The sequence below is a fragment of the Nonomuraea sp. NPDC049419 genome (genome assembly GCF_040676995.1).
In the GTDB taxonomy this organism is placed as follows: domain Bacteria; phylum Actinomycetota; class Actinomycetes; order Streptosporangiales; family Streptosporangiaceae; genus Nonomuraea; species Nonomuraea salmonea.
In genome coordinates this window covers 1-26,121 of record NZ_JBFAQB010000030.1, presented here as the reverse complement: position 1 = coordinate 26,121, position 26,121 = coordinate 1, and the positions used below count along the sequence as shown (strand labels likewise).

At 69.6% G+C, this 26,121-nt stretch carries 23 protein-coding genes; 9 read left to right on the top strand and 14 right to left on the bottom strand.

The features are described from left to right. Positions 1–267: 267 nt before the first annotated feature. Positions 268–438, top strand: a complete 171-nt coding sequence (locus AB0K12_RS45065; protein ID WP_364574911.1) for a hypothetical protein — start codon at positions 268–270, stop codon at positions 436–438. Positions 439–463: 25 nt separating this feature from the next. Here AB0K12_RS45065 and AB0K12_RS45060 read toward each other — a convergent pair whose 3' ends face one another. Continuing rightward, entirely contained in the window at positions 464–2,017 is a 1,554-nt protein-coding gene (locus tag AB0K12_RS45060; RefSeq protein WP_364574909.1) for an APC family permease, read from the bottom strand. A gap of 281 nt (positions 2,018–2,298) precedes the next feature. On the opposite strand from AB0K12_RS45060, the gene AB0K12_RS45055 reads away from it, so the two are divergent. Both AB0K12_RS45055 and AB0K12_RS45050 read left to right on the top strand, forming a co-directional pair. Then, complete coding sequence (locus AB0K12_RS45055) at positions 2,299–2,436, top strand: hypothetical protein (RefSeq protein WP_364574907.1); 138 nt, start codon at positions 2,299–2,301, stop codon at positions 2,434–2,436. After that, a complete protein-coding gene (locus tag AB0K12_RS45050) occupies positions 2,437–2,703 on the top strand; it encodes a hypothetical protein (protein ID WP_364574905.1) in 267 nt (88 codons plus the stop codon). 291 nt (positions 2,704–2,994) lie between these two features. Here AB0K12_RS45050 and AB0K12_RS45045 read toward each other — a convergent pair whose 3' ends face one another. The 11 genes from AB0K12_RS45045 to AB0K12_RS44995 form a co-directional block, all read right to left on the bottom strand. Continuing rightward, positions 2,995–4,485, bottom strand: a complete 1,491-nt coding sequence (locus AB0K12_RS45045; RefSeq protein WP_364574903.1) for an aldehyde dehydrogenase family protein — start codon at positions 4,483–4,485, stop codon at positions 2,995–2,997. A 254-nt stretch (positions 4,486–4,739) separates the two neighbouring features. Beyond that, positions 4,740–5,825 carry an LLM class flavin-dependent oxidoreductase gene (locus tag AB0K12_RS45040; protein WP_364574901.1) on the bottom strand — a complete coding sequence of 362 codons (1,086 nt, stop codon included), beginning with the start codon at positions 5,823–5,825 and terminating at the stop codon, positions 4,740–4,742. A gap of 925 nt (positions 5,826–6,750) precedes the next feature. Further along, positions 6,751–7,629 carry a 2-hydroxy-3-oxopropionate reductase gene (locus AB0K12_RS45035; RefSeq protein ID WP_364574899.1) on the bottom strand — a complete coding sequence of 293 codons (879 nt, stop codon included), beginning with the start codon at positions 7,627–7,629 and terminating at the stop codon, positions 6,751–6,753. 79 nt (positions 7,630–7,708) lie between these two features. Next, the gene (locus AB0K12_RS45030) at positions 7,709–8,518 is read right to left on the bottom strand and encodes a TIM barrel protein (protein WP_364574897.1); all 810 of its coding nucleotides are present in this window, start codon (positions 8,516–8,518) and stop codon (positions 7,709–7,711) included. Continuing rightward, a complete protein-coding gene (locus AB0K12_RS45025; RefSeq protein ID WP_364574895.1) occupies positions 8,515–9,237 on the bottom strand; it encodes a GntR family transcriptional regulator in 723 nt (240 codons plus the stop codon). The genes AB0K12_RS45030 and AB0K12_RS45025 overlap by 4 nt, the downstream gene beginning before the upstream one ends. Positions 9,238–9,287: 50 nt before the next feature. Next, positions 9,288–10,214, bottom strand: a complete 927-nt coding sequence (locus AB0K12_RS45020; RefSeq protein WP_364574893.1) for a D-2-hydroxyacid dehydrogenase — start codon at positions 10,212–10,214, stop codon at positions 9,288–9,290. Continuing rightward, entirely contained in the window at positions 10,211–11,098 is an 888-nt protein-coding gene (locus tag AB0K12_RS45015; RefSeq protein WP_364574891.1) for a carbohydrate ABC transporter permease, read from the bottom strand. Before AB0K12_RS45015 ends, AB0K12_RS45020 begins: the two co-directional genes overlap by 4 nt. Continuing rightward, a complete protein-coding gene (locus AB0K12_RS45010) occupies positions 11,098–11,982 on the bottom strand; it encodes a sugar ABC transporter permease (protein WP_364574889.1) in 885 nt (294 codons plus the stop codon). The genes AB0K12_RS45015 and AB0K12_RS45010 overlap by 1 nt, the downstream gene beginning before the upstream one ends. Before the next feature lie 8 nt (positions 11,983–11,990). After that, a complete protein-coding gene (locus AB0K12_RS45005) occupies positions 11,991–13,280 on the bottom strand; it encodes an ABC transporter substrate-binding protein (protein ID WP_364574887.1) in 1,290 nt (429 codons plus the stop codon). An 86-nt stretch (positions 13,281–13,366) separates the two neighbouring features. After that, entirely contained in the window at positions 13,367–15,250 is a 1,884-nt protein-coding gene (locus AB0K12_RS45000; RefSeq protein WP_364574885.1) for an alpha-amylase family protein, read from the bottom strand. Beyond that, the gene (locus tag AB0K12_RS44995) at positions 15,247–17,325 is read right to left on the bottom strand and encodes an alpha-amylase family protein (RefSeq protein WP_364574883.1); all 2,079 of its coding nucleotides are present in this window, start codon (positions 17,323–17,325) and stop codon (positions 15,247–15,249) included. Before AB0K12_RS44995 ends, AB0K12_RS45000 begins: the two co-directional genes overlap by 4 nt. A gap of 90 nt (positions 17,326–17,415) precedes the next feature. Here AB0K12_RS44995 and AB0K12_RS44990 point away from each other — a divergent pair, with 90 nt between their 5' ends. Further along, on the top strand, positions 17,416–17,571 hold the full coding sequence (locus AB0K12_RS44990) for a hypothetical protein (protein WP_364574881.1): 156 nt from the start codon (positions 17,416–17,418) through the stop codon (positions 17,569–17,571). Positions 17,572–17,879: 308 nt separating this feature from the next. On the opposite strand, the gene AB0K12_RS44985 is transcribed toward AB0K12_RS44990, so the two are convergent. Beyond that, complete coding sequence (locus AB0K12_RS44985; protein ID WP_364574879.1) at positions 17,880–19,010, bottom strand: NAD(P)/FAD-dependent oxidoreductase; 1,131 nt, start codon at positions 19,008–19,010, stop codon at positions 17,880–17,882. Between the two features lie 131 nt (positions 19,011–19,141). On the opposite strand from AB0K12_RS44985, the gene AB0K12_RS44980 reads away from it, so the two are divergent. After that, entirely contained in the window at positions 19,142–19,840 is a 699-nt protein-coding gene (locus AB0K12_RS44980; protein WP_364574877.1) for a helix-turn-helix domain-containing protein, read from the top strand. Between the two features lie 49 nt (positions 19,841–19,889). After that, positions 19,890–21,413 carry an FAD-dependent monooxygenase gene (locus AB0K12_RS44975; RefSeq protein WP_364574875.1) on the top strand — a complete coding sequence of 508 codons (1,524 nt, stop codon included), beginning with the start codon at positions 19,890–19,892 and terminating at the stop codon, positions 21,411–21,413. Between the two features lie 131 nt (positions 21,414–21,544). Here the strand turns inward: AB0K12_RS44975 and AB0K12_RS44970 are convergent, their stop codons facing one another. Further along, complete coding sequence (locus AB0K12_RS44970) at positions 21,545–22,135, bottom strand: helix-turn-helix domain-containing protein (protein ID WP_364574873.1); 591 nt, start codon at positions 22,133–22,135, stop codon at positions 21,545–21,547. A gap of 279 nt (positions 22,136–22,414) precedes the next feature. Between AB0K12_RS44970 and AB0K12_RS44965 the strand changes: the two genes are divergently transcribed. From AB0K12_RS44965 to AB0K12_RS44955, 3 genes are all read left to right on the top strand, one after another. Further along, positions 22,415–23,614 (top strand): GDSL-type esterase/lipase family protein, encoded by a 1,200-nt coding sequence (locus tag AB0K12_RS44965; RefSeq protein WP_364574871.1) that lies wholly within the window; start codon positions 22,415–22,417, stop codon positions 23,612–23,614. 56 nt (positions 23,615–23,670) lie between these two features. Continuing rightward, entirely contained in the window at positions 23,671–24,888 is a 1,218-nt protein-coding gene (locus AB0K12_RS44960) for a pectin acetylesterase-family hydrolase (protein ID WP_364574869.1), read from the top strand. Between the two features lie 276 nt (positions 24,889–25,164). Beyond that, positions 25,165–26,040, top strand: a complete 876-nt coding sequence (locus AB0K12_RS44955) for a serine hydrolase domain-containing protein (protein WP_364574867.1) — start codon at positions 25,165–25,167, stop codon at positions 26,038–26,040. Positions 26,041–26,121: the final 81 nt, after the last annotated feature.

Here is a 26,121-nt window from a genome sequence, read left to right as displayed (position 1 = left end):
GACCGGTGAACCGCTCACCACCGCAGGGAACTCCGAAGATCCGTTGTTCGACCCGTTCGCTGAAGGGTTCACCGACGATCCCTGTCCGCAGTACGCGCGGCTGCGCGAGACCGCGCCCGTGCACGCGAACCCGTTCGGTTTCTGGGTGGCCTCCGGCCATGACGACGTCTCGGCGTTGCTACGCTCCGGCGCCTCGGTCGGGTCCGGGCGCTGGAGCCCGCGGACGACCTGCTCACCGCGCTCATCCACGCGGAGGAGGGCGGTGACATGCTCAGCGAGGACGAGCTCGTCGCGCAGGTCCTGCTGCTCTACATCGCCGGCCACGAGACCACCGTGAACCTGCTCTCCGGCGGCACCGTCGCCCTGCTGCGGCATCCGGACCAGCTCGCCGGTGGAACGGCCGGATCAACCTGCGCGGACCCGCCTCGGTCCCGGTGACCGTGCGCCCCTGATGACACCCGGCTCAGGTGCCGGGGACGTCCTCGGGTCTCGCGGTCACCTGCGGGGTGAAGTCCTCGTCCTCCTCGATCGCCGGAGGGTGTTCGAGCGGGACGAGGGCGCCGTTCTCCTCCTGGTCCCCGATCCGCTCGTACACCTCGGGACGCCTGGCCTTGAGCCAGCGGGCGTACAGGGCGCCGCCCAGGGCCACCAGGATGAGGAAACCGATACCGAGCGCCCCGAGCTCCGCCGACCCGAACAGGGCTTCACGCTGCACCGTGGCCAGGTAGAGCACGACCGACATCCCGCACAGCGCGACGACCGGGGCGACGAGACGCTTCCAGACCGATACGTGCAGGTGCCTGTTGCGGGCGAAGAACACCACGGTGGCCAGTGCCGTTCCCGCGAACAGCGCCACCATGCACCAGCTCGCCAGGCCGTACTGCATGGTGTAGCCGACGACGGGGTCCAGCTGGAACGTCGCGGGAGCCAGGGCGACCACCAGGAGCGTGACGGACACCGCCACGGCAGCGGTGGACGGGGACTTGTACCGCGGGTGCACCCGGGCCAGCCATCGGGGGAACACCCCGTCCCGCGCGAGGGCGAAGACGTAGCGCGCCGCGATGTTGTGGATGGCGAGCAGGGCGGCGGCTGCACTGGACCACGTCAGCACGTAGCCGAGCTGCTGCATGAACGTGCCGGTGTAGGCGGCGATGCTCGCCATGAACGCGTTGGTGGGGTCCGCCGCGGTGGCCATCGCGGGGCCGGTCCCGTGGGCGATGAGGTAGACGTACGAGCCGATGCCGTAGAACCCGGCCAGAAAGACGACCGTCAGGTACGTCGCGCGCGGGATGGTCTTCACCGGGTTGCGGGTCTCGTCGCGGTACACCTGGATGGACTCGAACCCGCCCAGGCAGGACAGCCCCATCAGCAGGGCGAAGCCGAGGGAGCCGGTCGCCAGTTGCCCGTCCAGGTCGAGCGACCGGCCTTCCGGGCCGCCGTTGACCACGACGGCGAGGCTCCAGACGGCGACGATGAGGACTTCGACCGCCAGGGCGACGCCGAGGACGCGTACCGAGATGTCGATGTTACGCAGGCTCAACCAGCTGATCACGGCCCACTGGACGAGCACGATCACCCACCACGGGATGTTGGGACCGCCCAGGTTGTTGTGCAGGAGGCTCTGCTCGGAGAAACCGGCGACCACGTAGGTCGAGGCGCCGAGCCCCAGGTAGGTCAGGATGGCGAGGAAGCCGCCGCCGAGCCCGACGGTGCGGCCCAGTCCCGCGATGATGTAGGTGTAGAAGGCGCCCGGTTTCTCCATGTATCGGGCCATGGCCACCAGGCCCACGGCGAAGACGAGAACCAGCGCCATGATCGTTAAGTAGACTACGGGCGTGCCGGCTCCGATGCCGCCGTTGATGACGATGGGGACGGTCGCCGCCATGACGGTCAGCGGGGCGTTGAAGGCGAGGGCGGTGAAGATCAGGCCACCGGTGCCGAGATGGCCTTGCAGGTGCTCGCGGCCGTCCTGCTGTCTCTCGAGCGATGGCGCGCTGTGCGAAGTCGTGTCGTCCACGCCTCTCCAATCGGGGTAGTGCGAGGAAGGCGTCACCCGGGCTCACCGCACCGGACGTGCCGCTCTGGCCGATGCCGTGATACTCCCTGCGCGGCAGCGGCACGGATTGAACCGGCGCGCCATGCGATGCTCGTGCAGCGACAGCCGCGCTGCGGTTCCTGGACGGCGCTCCCCACTCGGCACCAAGGCGATGCGAAAGATCGCGGGCCGCAGGCGCCCTTGTGGGCCGGGACGACCGGCTTCGTCACGGGCCTGCTCCTCGCGGGGCTCCGGCGACCTCGATGGAGGTGCTGATTGCGGGCCGGGTGGTGCGGGGCTTCGGCGGCGCCCTGGTCGGCGTGGCCGTGTACGTCGTGGTGGCCAAGGTGTATCCGGAGGAGCACCGCCCGAGGATCTTCTCCTCGCTCGCCACCGCCTGAGTGCTGCCCTCGCTGGCCGGCCCGATCATCGCCGGCGTCATCGTGGACACGGTCGGCTGGCGATGGGTGTTCCTGTCCGTGCCGGCGCTGATCACCGTGGCGGCACTGGCTCTGCTGCGCGGCCTGGCCGGCCACCCTGTCTCCGGCGGGCAGGTCATCGCCGCCCCAGGCCTGCATCGCGAGGCCGGTTGGGCCGCGCTGACCGCCGTCGGTGCGGTCCTGACGCAGTACGGCAGCGGTGCCGGGCCGCTCGTTCCGAAGGACTGATCGTGCTCGCCGCGGCACTGCCCCGCCTGTTACCCAGGGCCACCTTGAGGGCGACGGCCGGCCTGCCCGCCGTCGTGGCGCTGCTCGGGCTGACCACCGGCGCCTTGCCTTCTACGCCGCCGAGGCCATGGTGCCCTTGATGCTGGCCAGCGAGCGGGGACTGCCGGCCGCCACCGCCGGCATCGCACTCACGGGCGGGGCGCTCACGCGGGCGTTGGGTCGTGGCCGTCGCCGGCATGGGTAAGGGCGGGCGCCGGGCGCCCGCCCTTCAACCTGCTCGATGACCCACAGTCACTGGAGCTGGGTGCAGACCGACTTGACCTCGGTGTAGGCCTCCAGCGCCTCGTGACCCATCTCCCGGCCCCAGCCGGACTGCTTGTAGCCGCCGAACGGCAGAGCGGCGTCGAAGACGTTGTAGCAGTTGATCCACACCGTACCCGCCCGGATCTTGCTCGCGAGCGCGTGCGCCTTGGAGATGTCGCGCGTCCAGATGCCGGCGCCCAGCCCGTACGGGGTGTCGTTGGCCTGGGCGGCGATCTCGTCCAGGTCGGAGAATGGCGAGGCCACCACGACCGGGCCGAAGATCTCCTCGCGGACGACCCTCATGTCGGGGCGGATGTCGGTGAGCACGGTGGGCTCGACGAAGTAGCCTCGCTCGCCATGCCGCGCACCGCCGGCCACCGCTCGCGCGCCCTCGTCCCGGCCGGAGTCGAGCAAGCCGGTCACCCGGCGCAGCTGCTCGTCGGAGACCAGCGGCCCCATCTGGGTGTCCGGCTCCAGGCCCCGGCCGAGCTTGATGCTGCGGGCGATGCCGGCCACGCCCTCGATCACCTCGTCGAACCTGCTCTGATGGACGAACAGGCGCGAGCCCGCCACGCAGCACTGGCCGTGGTTGAAGAAGATCGCGTTGGCCGCGCCCTCGATGGCGAGCGCCGGGTCGGCGTCGTCGAAGACGATGTTGGGACTCTTGCCACCGAGCTCCAGGGTCACCTTCTTCAGGTTGCCGGCCGCGGCCCGCACGATGAGCTTGCCGACCTCGGTGGAGCCGGTGAAGGCCACCTTGTCCACGCCGGGGTGCGCGGCGAGCGCGGCCCCGGCCGTCTCCTCGTAGCCGGGCAGCACGTTGACCACGCCATCCGGGATGCCCGCCTCGGCGATCAGCTCGGCCAGCCGCAACGCCGACAGCGGCGTCTGCTCGGCCGGCTTGAGGATCACCGTGTTGCCGGTCGCCAGCGCGGGACCGAGCTTCCAGGCCGCCATCAGCAGCGGGAAGTTCCACGGGATGATCTGGGCGACCACGCCGACCGGCTCCCGGAGCGTGTAGGCGTGGAACGCGGCGCCGGGCGCGGTCGGTGCGGAGATCGAGATCGTGTTGCCCTCGATCTTGGTGGCCCAGCCCGCCATGTAGTGGAACAGGTCGGCGGCCAGTGGCACGTCGGCGAACCTGGCCACGGCCAGCGGCTTGCCGTTGTCCAGCGACTCCAGCTGGGCGAGCTCCTCAAGGTGCTCCAGGATGAGGTCACCGATCCGCCAGATCATCCTGCCACGCTCGGACGGAGTCAGTCGCGACCACGGGCCTTCGAAGGCTCGCCGGGCGGCCTTCACCGCGCGTTCGACGTCCTCGGCGTCGGCCTCGGCGATGCGGGCCAGTGTCTCGCCGGTGGCCGGGTCGGGGGTGGTGAAGGTCTTGCCGGAGGCGGCGTCCACCCACCGGCCGTCGATGAAGAGCTGCCGGGGCTTCGCGACGAAGTCCTCGACCCTCTTGTCCAGGGTGACCGTCATCGGCGTCGTTCCTTTCGTTCAGGACTCCGGCGGTTCGGCGACCTCGTCGTTGAGGGCCGGCCGGACGTGTCCAGGGGTGCACAGCTGGGGGGTCGGAGCAGGCGGCACGAGACCACACGACGGTCCGCTGCCCGCATCGCTGCTGCGGTGAAACCGGCCTGGCGGCAGGTCCCTGCCCGAACGATCCAGCAGGGGCCGGCCGCGGCCTTCTCGTGAGCCGTCCCGAGCGACGGCTGCTGATGCCCGAAGGCTGTTCAGGTGGTGGGGTTGAGGTGCTTGACGCGTTCGGTGAGCCGGGGGGCGACTTCCGTGCCGAGGAGCTGCAGGTGGCGGCGGAAGGCGTCGGGCTGGCTGTGGAAGTCGTAGTTGTAGACCAGCAGGGTGCCCCACCCGCCGCAGCGTTCGTACTCGGTGGCCAGCCGTTCGACGACAGTGTCGACCGAGCCGACGATCCACATGTACTGGGCCAGGAGGTCGACGGTGACGTCTTCCGGCTTGATGCCGTCGGGGAGTCCCATGGCGCGGATGTTGTGCGGGATGACCCATTCCTCCTGCTGGCGGCGCAGCGGGGTGGAGGTGGCCAGGGCGAAGGCCTCTTCGTCGGTGTCGGCGACGATGACGTCCCGGACCACCCGCCAGTCGGTGCGGTCGGGGGTGCGGCCAGCGCTGCGGGCGCCCTCGGCGTACACCTCCCAGTGCCCGGCCAGGTATTCGTCGGTCATGGCGATGCTGAGCGGGATGTCGCCGCGGGCGCCGCCCTGGCGGATGGAGGAGGAGCGGGGGGAGAACCCGGCGCAGGCGATGCGAGGGCCGCCGTCCTGGTAGGGGCGCCAGTGGTTGCCCAGCAGCAGCGGGTTGTCCAGGGGCGGGATGTCGAGGTTGTAGTACTTGCCGGTGAGGGTGAGCGGCTCGCCGGTGTTAGCCCAGATGCGGCGGATGAGGTCCTGAGCCTCTTCCAGCATCGCGTGGTTCTGGGCGGGCAGTTCGGTGCCGAACAGCTGGGCGTCGGTGGGGTAGGCGCCGGCGCCGAAGCCGACCATCAGCCGGCCGCGGGTGATGTGGTCCAGGGCCATGAGCCGGTAGGCCAGCGCGATGGGGTTGTGGTAGGGCAGCAGGTTGGCGGCGGTGCCGAGCTTGAGCCGGGAGGTCTGCTGGGCGGCCGCGGCGATGTGCAGCTCGGGAGAGGACCAGCGCTCGTAGCCCTCGGTGAAGTGCTCGGAGAACCAGGCCTCATTCAGCCCGTACTCCTCGGCCCATCGAACCACCTGCATATCCCAGTCGAACCCGTCGGCCGGGGAGGTGTCCGGCAGCTGATGGGCATAGAACAGACCGACTTCCATGAAACCTCCGGCGACAACGTCGAGTTGCGTGCACGTGAAAGAGAGCGGCCGACAGCCGCGGATCAAGGCGCTGAAGCGCCCGCATTCCGAGCCTGTCAGGCGGGTGACGTGAGGCATCGAGCTTGAGTGCCATCCACTTGGGAAGGGGTGCCAGCCGCTCACGGCACATGGTCATGACCGACGAGCCCGCTCCTCGGCCGCGCCCCGCGGGCCTTGTCAGTCGGTCATGGGCTGCCGTCGGCGTGCGCCTGCGTGAGCGCCTTCCGCAGCAGCGCGGGCACCGGCTGCTTTCCCGCGCCGTCACTGCTGATCGAGACATACACGATTCGATCAAGAGCTTGAAGCCGTTCTGCCCTGGCTGATGCGGCTTCCCGCCGCCGTCCCTTCTGCGGGAGACGGCACCCCTCGGGGATAGGATGGACCGCTCAAGCCCCGCACGGTCGGCTATCTCTGCGGCCGCGGTGGGCAGCCCGCCCAGCATACGGATCCCCCACCAGCAGGACCGCCCTGGCAAGATCTTTTGCATCCCCGAGGTGTGCCAGATGTGTTTCAAGAACAGCTAGTAGCGGTGTGACTGCTCCGAGCAGGCAATGTGATCAACCGGGCCACATGGATGCTGTCTGGTGCGGTGTCGATGAGCGCTGCCGTTGATTCGGCGGCGGCTCGCGCCACTTCCGGGTAGACGCTGGTGTAAGTGAACGCCGAAGAGATCACCTGCCCGACGTCATCGGTGACGCTTCCGCCACCATGCGGGTCGGCCGCCGGAACCAGGGTCAGGAAGGTGACGGCTGCCGCGTACGTGGGCCATGATCGCAAAGAGAACATGGCCCACGACTACGGGCACAATCCCCCTAAGTGGCCAGAAGGCGTGCGCCCTTGTCGCTTACGGTGTCGGCCATGGAGCTCCCCATGCCGGGAGCTTCAGCTACGCGGTGCCGGAGAGGCGCTCCACGCCGCGCAGCAGCGCCGAGTGGTCGAGCCCGCCGTCGCCGCTCGCGTTCGCGGAGGCCACGAGCTGGGCTACGAGCGCCCCGAGCGGCAGCACCACGCCGGCCTCGCGGGCCGCAGAGGTGACGATGCCCATGTCCTTGTGGTGCAGCGCGATGCGGAAGCCGGGTTCGAAGGAGTGCCCGGTCATGTTGGCCCGCTTCTGCGTCAGTACGGCGGAGCCGGCCAGGCCGCCGCCGAGCACGTCCATCGCGGCCTCCAGGTCCACCCCGTACGCCCGCAGGAACACCACGGCCTCGGCCAGCGCCTCGATGTTGGCCGCCACGATGAGCTGGTTGGCGGCCTTGACCGTCTGGCCGGAGCCGCTCGGCCCGACGTGGACGACGGTCTTGCCGACCGCCTCGAAGATCGGCCGCGCGGCCTCGAAGTCGGCGGCCGCGCCGCCGACCATGATCGACAGGGCGGCGTTCCTGGCGCCGGCCTCGCCGCCGGAGACGGGGGCGTCGAGGTAGCGCAGGCCCCTGCGGTCCGCCTCCTCGGCCAGCTCGCGGGTGACGTCGGGGCGGATGGAGGAGAAGTCGATGATCAGCGTGCCGGGGGCGGCGTGCGCGAACACGCCGTCGTCGCCGGTCAGCACGTCCTGGACGTCGGGCGAGTCGGGCACCATGAGCGCGACGACCTCGGCGCCCGTCACGGCGTCGGCGACCGACCCGGCCACCCGCCCGCCGGCCTCCGCCAGCGGCTTCGCCTTGTCCGGCGACCGGTTGTACCCGGCCACGGCATGCCCGGCCTTGACCAGGTGGACGGCCATGGGCGAGCCCATGATGCCGAGGCCGATGAAGGCGATGGCGCTCACGTGAAAGATCCTTCCGTGTCAGGTACGGCGTCGCGGGTCGCGTTCAGGGTGGCGTCGCGGGCCGTGTGCGGGGTCGCGTTCATGGCCGCGTGCCGGGGGCCGGGTCGGCGGCGCGTTGCTCGCGGGGCAGCCAGGCGAAGGCGCCGGGCCCTTCCGCGCGGTATTCCAGGCCGATATATCCGTCATATCCGGCGGCGTACACGTCGTCGATCCACTGCCGCAGCGGCAGCTCACCCGAGCCGGGCGCACCGCGGCCAGGGGCGTCGGCGATCTGCACGTGGGCGATGCGCGCGGCGTGCCGGTCGATGACGGCGGCCACGTCGTCGCCGTTGACGGCCAGGTGGTAGAAGTCGGCGAGCAGCCCGAGGTTGGGCACGTCGGCCAGCCGGTCGAGCACGGCCACGGCGTCGGCGGCCGTCAGCAGCGGGTAGCGCGGCGCGCCGCTGACCGGCTCAAGCAGCACCGTGCCCGAGACGCCCCTGGCGCAGGCGGTCAGCAGCTCGGCGGCCAGCTCGTCCTGCTCGGCGGCGCCGGCGCCGTCGATCCGGTTGCCGTAGAGGGCGTTGAACGCGCGGCAGCCGAGCCGCTCGCCGATCGCGGCGACCACGGGGATGTTGTCGAGCAGCTCGCGCGAGCGGCCCGGCCACGACACGACGCCGCGGTCACCGCCCGGCATGTCGCCGGCGAAGAAGTTGAGCCCGGTGAGCCGCACGCCCGCGTTCTCGACCGCGGCGACGAACGCGTCCACCTCACGGTCGTCCGGCACCGCCACCGGCCACGGCCACCAGAACTCGACGGCGGTGAACCCGTCGGCCGCCGCCGCGGCGGGCCGCTCCAGCAGCGGCAGATCCGTGTAGAGGAGGGAACAGTTGACGCTCCACCTGGTCACGTGTGGGCCTCTTCCGATCGTTCGCGGCGCAGCTGGCCGAGCAGCCGCCCCTGGGCCTGGTCGAGATGGTGGGCCAGGCACTGCTGCGCCCGCTCGGGATCGCCGTCGCCGATGGCCTTGAGGATGTCGTCGTGCTCGTGCGCCACGTTCATCGGGTCCGTGGTGCGGTGGGCCTGGAACTGGCCCATGGTCAGGTGCACCTCGCCGAGGATGACCTCGTGCATCCGCGCCAGGCGGCGGCTGCCGACGGCGGCCACCAGCGCGGAGTGGAAGGCGATGTCGGCCTCGACCTGAGTGGCGAACGCCCCGGCATGGGATCCCTGGTCGGAGCCGTGCTGGGCCGCGTCGCCGGCCGCCGCCCTCATCGCCGCCTGGGCGCGCACCGCCTCGGGCGGCACCGTGCCGGCGCGGGCCAGCGCCACGACCGCCGCCCGTTCGACGGTCTCGCGGCTGAAGTAGAGGTCACGGATCTCCGCCTCGTCCAGCTTGGGGACGACGGCGGTCTTGTGCGTGGTACGGCGCAGCAGCCCGAGCGCGGTCAGCCGTTCGAGGCAGGCCTTTGCGGTGGGGCGTGCGACGCTGTACTCGTTGGCGATCCGGATCTCGGTGAGCTTCTCCCCCGGGGCGATGTCGCCGTTGACGATGCGCTTGCGGACCGACTCGTAGAGCGCTTCCGTCAGTGATGATGGTCCGAGAGGAAAGCTGGCCTTACCGTCCATGGAACTCCTCCCAGAAAAGGCAAAATCGTCAGACAAGTATACTCAGAACCTCAGTAGCCGGCGGCCTTGTCGACGACGTTGCGCAGCGGCTCGCCCCTGACGAAACGGCCCAGGTTGTCCAGCAGGATGTCCAGGCCGCGGCCCGCGGTCTCGCGGGTGGTGGCGCCGTTGTGCGGGGTGACGATGACGTTCGGCAGCGACCAGAACGGGCTGGCCGGCGGCAGCGGCTCCACGCCGTGGGCGTCCAGGCCCGCGCCGGCGATCTCACCCCGGCGCAGCGCGTCCAGCAGGGCGTCGTCGTCGGCGATGCCGCCGCGTGAGACGCAGACGAAGCAGGCCGTGGGCTTCATCGCGGCGAACTCCGCCCGGCCGAACCGTCCCGCGGTGACGGGGGTGAGCGGCGCGGTGACCACCACGTAGTCCGACTCGGCCAGCAAGCGCGGGAACTCGTCCTGGCCGAGCAGCTCGTCCACGCCGGGCGCGGGGGCGTCCTTCCTGCGCACGCCCAGCACCCGCATGTGGAACGCCTTCGCCTTGGCGGCCAGGTCGAGCCCCGCGTGGCCCAGCCCGTACAGGCCGATGGTCTTGCCGGCCAGCTCGCCGTGCGTGTAGCGCTCCCAGCGGCGCTCGGACTGGGCGCGCAGCCAGCGCGGCACGTCCCTGTCGAGCATGAGGAGCAGCAGCATCGCGTGCTCGGCCAGCGGGATCGCGCCGTTGCCGGTGGCGGAGGTGAGCGTGACGTCGCTCGCCAGCAGCCCCTCGGACAGGACGCCGTCCACGCCCGCCGCCGGGCTGTGCACCCAGCGCAGCCGGCCCGCCTTGGCCAGCAGCGGCTCGGGCACCTTCCCGACGACGGCGTCGGCCAGCTCGATGCCGTCGCCCGGGTCGGCGGCGAACTCGACGTGCGCGGCACCGGCCGCCCTGCGGATGCGGCGGCGGGCGAGCTCGTCGTGGTCGCCGGTGATGATGATTCTCATTTGAGCCCCGTGGTGGCGATGCCGCGGATGAGCTGTTTCTGGGCGATGGCGAAGAAGATGAGCACCGGCAGCAGCGACACCAGCGACATCGCGAACAACATGCCCACACCGCCCTGCGTCTCGGAGTCGACCATGGAGTTCAGCGCCACCGGCACCGTGAACATCTTCGGCGAGGTGAGATAGATCAGCGGGACGAAGAAGTCGTTCCAGGTCCAGATGAAGGTGAAGATCGTGGTGGTGACCAGGGCGGGCCGCATCAGCGGGAGGACCACGTACCAGAAGGTGCGGAACGGGCCCGAGCCGTCGATCCAGGCCGCGCGGTCCAGGTCACGCGGGATCGTCCTGATGAACTGGACCATCAGGTAGATGAAGAACGCGTCGGTGGCCAGGAACTTCGGGATGAGCAGCGGATAGTAGGTGTTCACCAGGTCGAGCTGCGAGAAGAAGATGTACTGCGGGATCACCAGCACGTGCATCGGCAGCATCACCGACAGCAGCGTGATGGCCAGATAGACCCCACGCATCCTGAACTCCAGCCGGGCCAGCGCGTACGCGGTCAGGGAGCAGGAGAACAGGTTGCCGATGATCGAGCCGACGGTGACCAGCAGCGAGTTGAGGAAGAAGACGGTGAACGGCCGGTTGAGCGCGTTCCAGCCCTCGACGAAGTTGTCGAAGGTGACCTCGCTGGGGATGAGCCCCGGCTCGGTCAGGATGAGGTGGTCGGGCTTGAGCGAGCTGACGATCATCCAGATCAGCGGATAGAGCATCAGCAGCACGAAGACGCCCAGGCCGAGGTGCTTGAGCAGGTCCCGGCGCCCGCGCCGGCGCAGGACCGCCGTGGTGCGGGCGCGCGAGGAGTCGAGCGAGGTCGTCGCGGTCGTCATCAGTCGTCTCCGTAGAAGACCCAGTACCTCGACAGGACGAAGTGCACGGCGGTCACCAGGCCGATGGCCGCCATCAGCACCCAGGCCAGCGCGGAGGCGTAGCCCATGTCGAAGTTCGTGAATCCCTGCTGGTAGATGTAGAGCGTGTAGAACAGCGTCGAGTTGGCGGGGCCTCCGGTGCCGCCGCTGACGACGTGGGCCTGGGTGAAGGTCTGGAACGCGCCGATCGTCTGCAGGATCAGGTTGAAGAAGATGATCGGGGTGAGCAAGGGGATCGTGACCGCGGTGAACTGGCGCACGATTCCGGCGCCGTCCACCTTGACGGCCTCGTACAGCTCCTCGGGAATCTGGCGCAGTCCGGCCAGGAAGATCACCATGGGTGAGCCGAAGGTCCAGACGTTCAGCACGATCAGGGTGGACAGCGACAGGCTGGGGTTCTGCAGCCAGCTCCCGAGTTCGAGGCCGAAGACTGACAGCGCCCGGTCGACCAGGCCGTTGTCGCCGAAGATCTGCCGCCACAGGATGGCCACGGCGACGCTGGTGCCGAGCAGCGAGGGCAGGTAGAAGGCGCTGCGGTAGAAGGCCAGGCCGCGCAGGCCGCGGTCGAGGATCAGGGCGAGCAGCAGCGCGAAGCCGAGTTGCAGCGGGATGGAGACGACGACGTAGACCGCGGTCACGCGGACGGCGGCCCAGAAGTAGTCGTCCTGGAACATGCGCTCGAAGTTCTCCAGGCCGTTGAACTTCGGCGAGCTGAGGATGTTGTAGTCGGTGAAGGCCAGGTAGAGGGAGGCGATCAGAGGTACGGCCGTGACCAGGACGAGGCCCAGCCACCAGGGGATCAGGAAGACGTGTGCGGCGCCGCCCTGACGATGGAGCTTCGACATGGGTGTTCCTACTTGGCGCGGGCGATGCCGGCCGAGATCTCGTCGAGCAGTCGTTTGGCGCCGTCGGCGGTGCTCAGGCGGCCGAGTGAGATTTCCTCGGCGGGCCTGGCCATGGCGGTGCGCCAGGTGCTGGTGCCGGGGGGCGCCTCGAAGCGGGGGCGGCGCTCGGCCTTGCGGCTGACCTGTACGGCGTCGAGCGACTCCTTGTCGTCGCCCTGCGCAGCGGCCAGCGTCTGCTCGAAGACCTTGGGGTTGACCGGCGCGCCCATGGTGAGGCCGACGGTCTTGATCATCGCGGGGTCGTTGGTGTTGTAGCTGATGAGCTTGCCCGCGGCCTCCAGCTTGTCGTCGTCGATGCCCTGGTAGATGGCCATCCGGGGGTAGTACAGGAACGGGTGCCCGGCCTGCGCGTCCTTGGCCACGGGAACGCTGCGCAGCTTGAAGGAGTAGTCGGGGAACATCTTGGCGTCGTCGATGATGTGGTTGGAGTTGCCGACCTTGGCCAGCACCTTCTTGCCGACCAGGGCCCAGTCGGGGCCCATGCCCTCCTGCTCGCTCAGCGTCAGCACCGCGCCGGCCTTCTGCATCTTGTCCCACCAGTCGAACCAGGCCCGGACGCTGTCGGCGGTGAAGCCGGGCCTGCCGTCCTCGCTCCAGAGCAGTTCGCCGCGCTGGCGCAGCCAGGCCTCGAACACCATGTCGGCGTCGGCCTCGTACGGCATGCCCTTGCGCTGCTTCGGGTTGTCCTTGGAGTAGTCGATGAGGAACTCCGACCAGGCGTCCCAGTCGGCGTCGGCCGGCGGCAGCTTGACGCCGTCCTCCTCGGCGAACGTCTCGTTGTAGCGGAAGACGGGGACGAAGATGCCGAACGGCATGGTGTTGAGCTGCCCGCCCAGCTTGAACGACTCCAGCTCCTCCTTGGAGTAGTCGGCCAGGTCGACGCTGGGCACCTCGTCGAGGCGCCGGTAGATGTTGCTCTTGTGGTACGTCATGACCTGCGCCGAGGCGATCCAGAAGATGTCGGCCACGTCGCGGGCGGCCATCTGAGTGGTCATGCGCTCCTGGAAGGCGGTGTAGTCGGCGAACTCCGGTTCGACCTGGATGCCCGGGTTCTTGGCCATGAACTCCTTGAGTGCCTTCGTGTAGTTCTGCTGCCGGACGTTGTTGCCCCACCACGCGTACCGCAGCGTGGTGCCGTCACCGCCGCCCGAGTCGCCGGCGCCGCACGCCGTCAGGCCGGCCCCCAGTGCCCCGGCCGCCGCCAGCTTCAGAAACCCCCGCCGATCTAGTCCGCTCATCACGTTGTTCTCCCGTCGTTCTCACAGGGGACCGGCTACCCCGGTGATGGTCCAGTGTTCATTTGTCTAACGAGACCGTCAATAGGTCATGAATACTTGTTTGACAATTTCACGACTTCGAAGAGGCCGATCTCCGGCAGCCGCACCCGGCCGCCGTCCACCTCCAGAGGGCGGTCCGCGCGCAGCGCGTGCGCCTCCCACTCGCCCGGCCAGGGCAGGTCGAGCCACGATTCCGCGATCGGCAGCGGGCGGCGGAAGCGCTGGTCGGCGTCGCCTGAGCGGTTCAGCAGATGGATCACCCGGAGGTCCCCGGCGCGGGCGGGCACGATCTCCGCCTGCTCGGGCAGCCCCGTCCCGACGGCGAGGCCGGCGGGCAGGCGGTCGGCGAACAGGTCGCGATGGGCGCTCAGCCCGGTCTCCCGGTAACCGCGCCCGACCGTCCACGGCATCAGCACGCCCCTCCCCCGGCCGTAGGGGGCGCTCAGCCAGCCGGGATGGCCGGTCTCCAGATGGCCGTGACACTTCTCCGGCGGGCCGTACCTGGCCCTGGAGAGCGCGGGCAGGCCCGTCTCCGCTCCCGGCGCGGGCTCGACCACGTGGAAGGCACCGATCACCGGCACCATCCCGCGGTCACCGCGCAGGTGCAGCGAGCGGACGGACTCCTCCGTCGTGTACGCGGCCAGCCGGCGGGCGACGGGCAGGCAGGCGAGCCCGGCGTCGCTCGACCCGGTCGCCAGCACGGTGCCGCCCGCCTCGGCGTACGCGTCCAGCACGCCGGGACGGCTCAGCGCGCCGGCGTCGGGCAGCACGACCAGCTCGTACCTGGACAGGTCGCTCGCCGCCAGCTTCTCCTCGGGCAGCACGTCGAAGGGCACGTGCCGCTCCAGCAGCGCCAGGTAGAGCCCCTGGAACTCGGCCCGCTCCCCTTCGGGGCGGACCAGCAGCGTGCGCGCCTCGGAGACCAGGTCCCGGTAGACCTCGGCGTGGTCGCGGTGGAACCGGGTCAGCTCGCCGGCGATCTCCAGGCACTCGTACGGGCTGTCGTCCGGCGTCCCCATGATGTACGTGGACGGGATCGCCCCCCGCGAGATCGCCTGCAGCAGATACTGGGCGAAATGGTGAGGCTCCTCCCCCGCCATCCGGTACGGCATGTCCACGAACCCCACCGAGTTGACCAGCACCGGCACCTCGGGCCGATACGCCTTGGCGGCGCTGACGTGCTCGCTGGTCCTGTGGTGCCAGAGTGGCCGGCCGACGGCGTTGTTCGCCTCGTGGAAGACGATGTCGGCGTGCTCGCCCAGGATGAGCGCCGCCTCGGGCCTGCGCCCGGCGATCTCGGCCCGGATCCTGGCGTGCAGGTCGTCCAGCGTCGCACGCGCGAACGCGCGCCACCGGGCGTCCGCCCGTTCCGGCAGCTCACCGTCGTAGCGGCGAGCGCAGGCCAGGCAGTGGCAGACACCCCAGTATCTGCGGCTGTAGTCCACTTCGTTGAACGACATCCAGTTGAGGAAGAAGCCGTCGATCTCGTAGCGGTCGAGCACCTCCCCGATCACCTCGAACAGCTTGACCTGGTAGTAGTCGCCGCTCGGGCACACGCTGGTGAGGCCGTTGTAGACCTGCCGCTCGCCGGCGGGCGAGACGAAGCACCACTCGGGATGCCGCTCGGCCCGCCGGTGGTCGATCTTGGAGAAGTCCATCCTGGCCAGCACGCGCACGCCCCTGCGCCGGGCCGCCGCCACCGCGTCGCCGATCAGGTCGCCGGACGGGCGCTCGGCCAGGTGCGGGTTGCGCGTCTGGAAGTCCAGGCCGGTCGGATAGTTCGACAGGATGCCGCCGACGCTGATCAGCCAGGCGTTCGCGCCGAACTCCTCCAGCCGGTCCAGCACCCGCTCGACGTCCAGCCCGGCGTCCACCTCGCGGAGGTTGGTCTGGAACATCCGGAACGGCTCGCGCCACCAGACCCGGCTCACCTCGGCTCCCAGGTCAGGTGCACGACCTCGATGAGCCCGGCACCGGTCAGCTCCACCTCGGCCCGGCCGTCGCGGACGGCGACGGGGACCTCGCTCCCGTCCACCAGCAGCCGGGCCGTGGCCCCCGCCGCGTCCGGCGGCAGCGCGACGGAGACCGTCTGCGGCGGCAGCGGGATGGTCTCCCTGATGGCGCCGCGCATCGCCATGGGGTTGGTCAGGTTGACCACGGTGACCGCGAGACTGTGCTCGTCGCGGCGCACGGCCAGGTCGACCAGCCCAGGCCCGCGTACGGTGGCCTCGGGCTCGCCGCCGAGCGCCCAGCGCACCGCGTTGGCGATCAGCCGGCCGTGATCGGCCTGGAGCGTCTCCCAGAAGATCGCCCCGAGATCGAACGGGATGTAGACCACCCGGCCAGGCCCCTCTCTGGTGATCACAGCCGGGGCGTCGGGGTCCTTCCTGGCGTACAGCTCCTCCATCGGCAGATCGGGAAAGTCCGGCACGAACCGGAACGGCACCTGCGTGCCCGGCCTGGCCTCGACGCCGAGCAGCCGGGTGCCGCCGATGATCCGCCTGGCCGGGCCGAAGCCGCCGCTGACCGGGTGCTCGCCGGTCAGGGCGATGTAGTTGTTCTTGATCGGGCCTCTGAGCGGGCTGACCAGGTCCGCGCCGAAGACGTCGGCCAGGCCGAAGTTGGCCCGGGGCTCGCCGTGCTCGTCGTACAGGGAGGACTGGTGCGCGGCGACCAGGCCGCCGCCGGCGGCCACGTAGTCGCGGACGGCCGCGCACTGCTCGTCGCTGAGCTGCTCGGCGTTGGCCAGCACCAGCACCTTGTACGGCCGCAGCCGCTCGGCCGACAGCACCTGGTCGGCCAGCAGGTCGAACGGGATCCGCGCCTCGACCAGGGCCTGGTAGAAGCCGTCCTCGTCGGGGAAGGAGTGCGCCGCCCCGCTCCTGATCCGCCCCGCCCTGCTCGGGTCGACCAGCGCCACCTCGGCCGTGACCGGCATCGGCGCCAGCACCGGCTCCAGCTTCGCGTGCAGCCCGAACGCGTCCACCACGGCCGGCACCCAGCGCGGGTCGGAGACGGTGGCGTTGAACTTGGTGAACCAGGGGAACGCGCCTTGCGCGAACCCGTCCACGATCCACGTCCGGACCTCCTCCGGCGGGGCCACCGAGTCCTTCCACCGGTGCTGGTGGTACTCGGGCCCGACCGAGGTGATGAGCCCGACCGGCCGGTCGGGGAACAGGCCTCTGCTGCGCTTGGCCACCCGGCCGGCCGCCCACGGCGCCTCGATGCCCGAGCGTCCCTGCTTGTCCACCACGAACAGCGGGTAGACCCGCTTGACCAGCTCGGGCTCCAGGTCGCGGGCGGCGAAGGCGCCCAGGTTGGGGATGAAGCGGGCGTGCGGCCGCAGGTCCTTGACCGCCGCGTCCCAGATCGAGACCAGCTCGCTGAGCCGGCGCCGTCGCCAGGCCACGTACGCGGTCCACGCCGGGTCGGTCGTGTCGTGCTCGCGCTTCGGCAGCTCGAACCCCGTGTCGTCGCGGAACGAGCGCCGCGCGGCCTCGCTGTAGGAGATGCCGTAGTAGCCCTCCCACCGGTTGGCGAAGATCGCGTCCACGTCGTACTCGCGCACGATCTCCCTGGCCACCTCGGTGACGAACTCGCGGTGGTAGCCGGTGAAGGCGCAGGTCAGCCAGATGCCGGGATGTGACCAGTGCTCGATCGGCGCCCCCTCCTGGTCGCACGCCAGCCACTCGGGATGGGCCGTGGCCGCGTCGGCGTGCACGGCGTGGGGGTCCACCCTGGCCATGACGTGCATGCCGAGCCCCCTGGCCGCCTCCACGAGCGCGCCGAACGGGTCGGTGTCGCCCATGAAGGTGCTGCGGTGGTGGTACGGGATGCGGGTCGGATAGTAGGCGATGTAGCCGCCCGCGCTGACGCAGACCGCGTTCGACCTGCTGTCCCGCATGACCGAGGTCCAGAAGTCGACGTCGAGGTGCGCCGGGTCGTCCTCGGCCAGCGTCAGTTGCGTCCAGCGGGTCGCCGTCAGGGGCCAGTCGGGTGTTCGCATGCGGCAGCGCACCTCTCGTCAAGCTCACTTGTTAGACGCGGAATATTGTCATACAAGAATGCAAGACGTACAAGGGGGAAGGTGTGTCGCGTGGGCAAGATGTACCGATTCGACGGCTTCGAGCGCCTGCGCATCAGCAAGGGAGCCAAGGGCGGCGGCCATCAGAAGCCGAGCGCCGCCAACGCCATCGCCGACGGCGCGCGAGGCCTCTGGGTCTACCGCTACCCCGAACCGCTGCGGTCATAGAGCACGGCGCGGCTTCTCGCCTGCAGCTCACGTCCTCCGGCGTTCAGGTTCTCGCGGGCGTGCTGATCCTTTCCAAAACGATCACTGGAATCCGGCGGTCGAGGTTCTGGTAGCCGTCGGCGCCTCGGCGGCCCGCGCCTGGTTCGCCGGCTGTGACCGGCGCCTGTCGATGATCGGCGGTGCGGGCGGCATCGCGCTGATCGGCCTCGGGCTCACCGTCGCCACCGCTCGGTGAGACTGGAGGCGAGCCCGACGCCGGTCAGCGCCACGTCGGTGCCGAAGATGCGGCCCCATCAGCCTGGTCCTGCTCAGTTGTCCTGCTGGCGTTCGGGCATCAGCTCCCGCAGGGTTTCCGGGATGTCATCGCCGAAGGTCTCCTCGAGGTGCTGGTTCATCACGTCGTCGGCCTGGCTCATGCGGGTGAACAGGGCCTGTTCGTAGGCTTCGAGGCCGGCTTCGAAGTCGTCGGGGTGAGCGGCGAGGGCGCCGGCGAGTTCGGCGCCGTCGCACATGGCCCAGTTGGCCCCCTCGCCGTTGGGGGCCTGCAGGTGCGCGGCGTCGCCGATCAGGGTCACCCCTGGCGTGCGCTGCCAGCGGTGCCCGTCGGGCAGGGCGAAGTGCGGGCGCAGGACCGGCGGGGTGTCGCTGTCGGTGATCAGTGCGGTGATCTCTGGGGCCCAGCCGTCAAACTCGGCGGCGATGTGGGCGGCGGCCGCGGCGGGCTCGGTGAAGTCGATCTGGTCGAACCAGTCCAGCGGCCTGGTGAGGGATATGTAGGCGTGCAGGGTGTCGCCGCGTTCGCGGTGCGCGGTGATCTCACGGTCGGGTGCAGGGACGAACATCGAGCCGCCGCCGACCGCCTTCGCGGCGCCCGGGTGCCGCGTGTCGGCCTCGTACAGGTAGGTCTCGACGAACGACGTGCCGGCGTACGCCGGTGTCGCCGCCGACAGCAGCGGGCGGATCTTCGACCAGGCGCCGTCTGCGCCGACGAGCAGGTCGGTGACGAGCGTGCGGCCGTCGGCGAAGGTGACCTCGTGGCGGCCCTCGCCGAGGCTGCGGGCACCGGTGACCTTGGCGCCCCAGCTCACCGTGCCAGCGGGGAGTGCGTCGAGCAGCATCCGCCGCAGGTCCGCGCGCTGGACTTCGGGCCTGCCGCCCTGCCCGTCGTCGGCCTTCTCGAACAGCACGGCTCCGTCCGGGCTCAGCACCCGCATCGCCTGGCGACCCTCCAGCACGATGGCGCGGAAGGCGTCCTGCAGGCCGGCGGCTTCGATGGCCAGCTGGCCGTTGTAGTCGTGGATGTCGAGCATGCCGCCCTGCGCCCGCGCATCAGGCGAGGCTTCGGCTTCGTAGACCTCGGCCGGTATGCCGTGCACATGCAGGACGCGGGCCAGGGTGAGGCCGCCGAGCCCGGCGCCGACGATCGTGACAGTTTTCATGACGACTCCCTGGAACTGGATCGATGCAGCCGCGCACTCCATTTGGTGCGGCGTGCCAAAATAGGACGCTACACCACTGTGGTACGTCGCACCAAATTGGCACAGTGCGCTAAATGTGTCACCATGGAGGCATGACAACGCCAACCCGCCGCCCAGGGCGGCGTAATCAGGTGCTTTCCAGGGATCAGATCATCGCCGCCGCCATCGAGTTGCTCGACGGGGGCGGCGAGGGTGCGTTGACCGTGCGGGCCCTCAGTGAGCGCCTGTCGACGGGGGCGGGGGCGATCGCGTACCACGTGGGCAAGCGGGACGATCTGCTGGACGCGGCGACCGAGACGGTGGTGACGGCGGCGCTGGCCGCGGCGCCCGCTCCCGCGGCGTCCACACCGGCCGAGGAGATCCGCGTGGCCGCCCTGGCCCTGTTCGATGCGATCACCGCTCACCCGTGGCTGGCCACGCGGCTGACCCTGCAGATCGTCCGCAACCCTGTCGGGCCGGTCACGGTCGGCATCTTCGAGCGCATCGGCCGGCAGGTGCAGGCACTCGGTGTGCCACAGGAGCGCTGGTTCGACGCGGCCTCCACGCTCAGGGACTACATCCTCGGCGCGGTCAGCCAGAACGTCCGCATCGAAGGGGACACCTCCGGCATCCACGGCGATGCCGACCGCGAGGAGTACTTGAGCGCGGCTTCAGCGGGCTGGCAGGAACTCGCGCCCGAGAACTATCCGTTCATGCACGCCATCGTCGGCCAGATGAGGGATCACGACGACCGCGAGCAGTTCCTCACGGGCATCGCCGTCATCCTCGACGGCCTCACCCGTCTGCGCTGACGCCCTGGCCGGGCAGTCCCAGCCAGGGCTTTGAGAAAGGACACCTCCCATGCATGACGTCATCGTCGCGGGGGCCGGCCCGGTCGGGCTGTTCACCGCCAACGAGCTGGCCCTGGTCGGCTGTTCCGTCCTCGTCCTCGAGCGGGACCAGGACCCGCACCCGCCGCTGAAGGAGCTTCCGCTGGGGCTGCGGGGCCTGAACGCCGGATCCGCCGAGACGTTCTACCGGCGCGGCCTGCTCCAAGCGGTCATGAAGGCGTCCGGCGCCGATCCGTACAAGGTCGGCGCGGAACCGGAAGCGGTCGAGGCGCCCGATCCGCGGGAACTGAGCCACTTCGCGGGCATGACGCTGGACGCGGCCGATGTCGACACCGCCGTCCTGCCCTACCGGCTGCCCAGCCCCGCGATGGAAGGTTTCATGACGAGCCTGGACGCGGTCACTACCGTGCTGGCCGAGCAGGCTTCCGTACTCGGTGTGGAGATCGTCCGGGATGCCCCGGTCACTGCGGTGAGCCAGGACGACGAGAGCGTCGTCGTCACCGCGGGCGGGCACCAGTATCAGGCGCAGTACCTGGTGGGCTGCGACGGCGGCCGCAGCGCGGTGCGCCGGCTGGCCGGGTTCGACTTCGTCGGCACCGACCCCCTGTTCACCGGCTACGTCGCCAAGGTCACCTTCGCCGACCCCGACCGGCTGCCCATGGGCTTCAACCTGACCGAGACCGGCATGTTCCTGCGCACGCCCCTCGAAGGGCACCTGGGCATGATGGACTTCGACGGCGGCACCTTCGACCGCTCCAAGCCGCTGACCCGCGAACACCTGCAGAGCGTGCTGCGCCGCGTCTCCGGCACCGACGTAACCCTGGACGAAGTGCACCTCGCCTCCAGCTTCACCGACCGCGCCATGCAGGTGACGACCTACCGCAACGGCCGCGTCCTGCTCGCCGGCGACGCCGCCCACATCCACTCACCGCTGGGCGGCCAGGGCCTCAACCTCGGTATCGGCGACGCCATGAACCTCGGCTGGAAGCTCGCCGCCACCCTGCACGGCACCGCGCCCGAGGGCCTCCTCGACACCTACACCACCGAACGCCACCCCATCGGCGCCGCCATCCTGGACTGGTCCCGCGCCCAGGTGGCGACCATGGCCCCGGGACCCAACGCCCCTGCCCTGCGCCGGCTGGTCCACGACCTGATGCGCACCACCGACGGCACCACGCACGTCTACCGCCGCACCTCCGGCCTGTTCCACCACTACGACCTGGGCGAAAGCCACCCGCTGGTCGGCAGCAGCGCCCCGGACTTCTGCTTCGAGGACGGCACCCGGCTCGGTGAGCTCCTGCAGACAGGCCACGGCGTCGTGCTGGACTTCACCGCCGATCAGGCACTGCGCCCCACGGCGCAGCAGTGGCAGGGCCGCATCCGGTACGCCACCGGCCCGGTGCGCAACAGCCTCGGCTTCACCGCCCTGCTCGTGCGCCCGGACGGCGTCGTGGCCTGGGCCCCCGAACACGCCCCGGCCCCTGCGGGGTTCGAGAACGCGGCCGCACGCTGGTTCGGCGCCACAAACCGGTAGAGCCCACGGCATCCCCTGCGCACAGGCTGCGGCGCCGCCCTGAGAACAGGGCAGCGCCGCAACCGAGCACTCTGCACCACGCAGGGCACCCGACAGTGCAGCGGCACACGGAAGTGCCGGTACAGGCTGAACTAGCGCCCGCCCTTGCCGTAGTGGGCCCAGCCCTGGTCGAGGAACCGGAAACCGGCCTCGACGAACGCCTCCGGATCAGGTTCGCGAACCGCCATGAGCTGGATCTGCAGCGCGAAGCGCACGTAGAAGCGGATCTCCTCACTCGGCTCGGCGAGACCGAACTCCTCGGTGAGCGTGGCGATCAGCGCATCCTCGTGACGCAGCCACATCTTCTCCGCGTAGTCGATCAGCGCCGGCGTGCCCTCCATCAGCGCGAGGATCCGGCTTTGCGGCTCCGTCCTCAGCGCGGCGATCTCCGCCAAGTAGTGCGCTTTGAGCGCGTCAGAGACCGAAACACCCCGGCGGCGGTCCCGGACGGCGGCCACCAACCGGTCGTGCCGCTCCTTCTCGTCCGCGAAGACGAGCGCTTCCTTGTGCGGGAAGTGCGTGAAGACCGTCTTGGGGGTCACGTCGGCCTGATCCGCGATCTCACGCACCGTCACCGCATCGAAACCCCGCTCCAGGAACAGCGCCGTCGCCGCTTCCAGGATCGTCGCCCGCGTCGCCGCCTTCTTGCGCTCACGCCGCCCTAGGGGCTCTGCGTTTACCATCCCCCCATCATACCCTCGGACTCTTTCTACCTTGATGTTAAAAGTAATCTCGGTATAGTAAGAGTGCGAGTGAAGTTAACTCGGCTGTCCTCGCGAGTCCTGTGCCGTGGACATCGGCTGATCTATTCCGGCGGCGGCAGCGCACCGTTCCCCGCGGGCCCGCCCGACTCGGACACGACGACTGCTGCACCCCAAGACATCAACCCCGGCAGCCGAACTCACCTGTCACAGGCGGCCTTCGAACACCTCCATGCAACCGTCCAGCGAAGGGAAACGACCATGAACACCACCCTCTATACCGCCGCCCCTCACGCCCCCGCGTGGGTGCGTACCTGGGGTGCTTCGCCGCAGGCCCCGGACAACTCCGTCAGCTCACTGGAGCCCTTCGCCGACGCCACCCTGCGCCAGCTCGTTCGCATCAGCGGCGGCGGCCGGCGCCTGCGCATCCGCCTCAGCAACGAATACGGCACCGCGCCCCTGACCGTCGGCGCCGCCCGCGTCGCTCTCTCCACCGACAGCGAGGGCGCGATCCAGGACGGCAGCAGCCAGGCCCTGACCTTCGGCGGCCAGCCGGCCATCACCGTGCCGGCCGGCGCCCCGGCCCTGAGCGACCCCGTCGACCTGGCCGTGGACGACCTGGCGCAGCTGGCCATCAGCCTCTACCTGCCCGGCCGCGTTGACACCGCCACCTGCCACGGCACCTTCCACACCCTCGGCTGGCTCACGCCCGGCAACACCACCGAACACGCCGCACTGCCCGGCGACGCCACGCCTCTTGCGGCGCAGGCCCTGCTCACGGCCGTGGAAGTCCAGCCCGAGACCCCCACCCGGGCCATCGCCGTGCTCGGCGACTCCCGCGTCGACGGCATCGGCTCCAGACCCGGCACCGACCGGCGCTGGACCGACCTGCTCGCCGCACGCCTGCACACCCACAACAGCCCGACCCGGTGCGTGGTCAGTCAGGGCATCGGCGGCAATCGCCTGCTCACCCACGGCATCGGCACGGGCGCCCTCGCCCGCTTCGACCGTGACATCCTGGCCACCCCGGGCCTGGCCCATGTCGTGATCGCCGTCGGCGGCGACCTCGTCTTCTCCTACGCCCCGCGCACCGAGGAGAACGCCGCCTTCCTCGCCATGTTCCCCGGCGAGCCCGTCGGCGTTGACGACATCATCGCCGCCTACCTCCAGGCAGCAGCCCGCGCCCACGCCCACGGCGCGAAGGTGTACGCCGCGACCATCGCCCCCTACGGCGGCTCCGACATGTACAGCCCCGAAGGCGACAAGGCCCGCGAGCAGATCAACACGTGGATCCGCACCAGCGGCGCCTTCGAGGCCGTCCTCGACTTCGACGCCGTCTGGCGCGACCCCGCCGACCCCAGCCGCATCTGCGACGACCTGCACATGGGCGACAACCTCCACGGTAATGACGCCGGCTACGCCGCCCTCGCCCAGTCCATCGACCTCACCCTCTTCGACTGACCTTCTGCCGAATATCACCGAGCACGCACCCCACGACACGGACAGGCAGTAAACGCATGAAAGCAGCAAAGTGGGCCGTCGCCGCAGTCATCTGCGCCGCGGTCGCCCTCGGCCTCTACACGAACCCGGCGGCGACCGCGGCCACGATCGGTGCCGTACTCGTTCTGGGGCTCCTCTACGTGTACTTCATCTACTTCGGCCGCCCGAGCCACGTGGCCAGCCTCAACGAGGTCACGGACACCAAATGGCACACCGTCGACCTGGGGAAGACAACCGTGAGCGCCGACGGCTCCGCGTACGCGATGTTCGTCCGGCGCGGCACGTCCAGCAACCTCGTGATCCACTTCTCCGGTGGCGGAGCCTGCTGGGACGGTGAAACCGCCGCCCATCCGATCACGCTCCTCGGCCTCGTGCGCGGCTACACGCGAGATCTGCAGATGTTCTACTTCAACTCGCTGACCCGGCTGTTCCCCGCCGCGCTCGCCGGAATGGCCAACCGCCGCGACACCACCAACGCTTTCCGTGACTGGAACTTCGTCTTCGTCCCCTACAGCACCGGGGACTTGCACGTCGGTGACACCATCAACACCTACTCCCACAACGGCACGATCATCAAGGTCCACCACAACGGGCGCAACAACGTAACGGCCGTACTCGACTGGGTCTACGCCAACTTCCCGGAAGCCGACAAGGTTCTCGTCTCCGGCGAAAGCGCCGGCGCATGGGCCTCCGCCTTCTACGCCCCGCAGATCGCCGACCACTACACAGACTCGAAGCTCTACTGCCTCTCGGACGGCGTCGGAACCGTCACCGAGCGCTGGCGCGAGATCGTGGACACGACCTGGAAAGCCGACAGCGCAAGAACCCTGGGCTTCGACGTCGGCACCGACCTCTACGAGGACGCGCTCCTTCACCGCTCCGACGAGGCTGCGCGCGATATCAAGTACCTGCACGCCAACACGCTCTACGACGACACCCTCACCCGCTTCGGCGCCGCACTGAACCGCACATCAACCGAGACCCACGCGTTCATCGACGACTGGGCAGCCAGCACCAAGGCATCGATCGCACGCCTCAACCAGTCCGGCCTTCACTACAACTTCTTCCTCACCGACTGGGGCCACAACCCGAAGAAGCACACCACCGAACACACTCTGACGACCAACGCGTTCTACAACACGTGCACGGCCGACGGGGTCCTCTTCTCCACATGGATCAAGCGCAACGTCATCGACGACGAAGATCTCTCGCTCGGACACGAGTTGCTTCTCTGACGCCCCTTCGCCTTCATGAGCACGGCGGCGCTCGGGTGTGTCCAGTCAGTTTTACAGTCCCCTTCGTGGGCTTCGGACCCCATCCTGCACCCGCGCCCGCCTTCGCAGGTGATCCGCCGAACACACGCTCTCAGACGCCGCCGCGGGCTGCGCGAGATCTGCAGGCCGCGGCGGCGGAAACGGCCGGGAAACGTCGCCAGGACTAGAAGCCACCACGCGCCGAGACCGATATGACCACTCCATGGCGGTGCGTCTCAACAGAAGGGAACGCTCATCGTGAAGCGGGCGAAAGCGGCCGGCCTGGCCGGTGTGGCATGCGCGATGCTGACGCTCGGCACCACAGCACCCGCCACCGCCGCCACCGGCACGGATCGTCCCGAGTTCGGTGACGTACAGAAAGCGCTCACCGAGCTGGCCGCCAGCTCCAAGATCGTGGGCGCGATCGGCGCCGTCCACATCGACGGCAAGCGGGCCGCCCAGGGTACGGGCGGCACCCGCCTGCTGGACGACAAGGGCGGCAAGATCCCGCCCAGCGCCCGCTACCGGATCGGCTCCCAGACCAAGCTCATGACCGGTGCTGTGATCCTCCAGCTGGTCAAGGAGAAGAAGCTCACCCTGGACGACAAGCTGAGCGACCTGCTGCCCATCGTCGTCGAACAGGACCTGGTGAAGCTGGCCGACCAGATCACCCTCCAGCAGCTGCTGCAGCACACCTCCGGCATCCCCAACCTGCCGGCCGCGGACGTCTTCGACATGACCTACCACACGCCGCTGGAGATGGTGAAACAGACCAGCGACCTGAAGCGTACGGGAGAGCCCGGCGCCCAGTTCAACTACTCCAACACCAACTACTTCCTCCTCGGCCTGATCATCGAGAGGTACACCAAGCACACCGTGTCGGCGGAGTTCGAACGGCGCCTGTTCGACAAGCTCGACATGGACAGGACCTACCTGCCCACCACACCGCCCGGCGGTATCAAGGGCCCGCACGGTCACGGCTGTATGTGCACATGGGCGACCCATCGCAGGCCGCCACCGTCGCCTTGGAAGCTATCGGCCTCGCTGGATCGCTCAAATCAGAACGCTATCTGCGGTACGTCCGCGACCTTCAAGCAGACCTCTCCAGTACTACATCCGGAGATCGCGTGGTAACGGGTCGCCTCGTCGGCGGTAGTGGCTGATCAGAGCACGGGTTTGGTGCGTTTGCCGGAATCTGGACCAGGTCAGGACGTG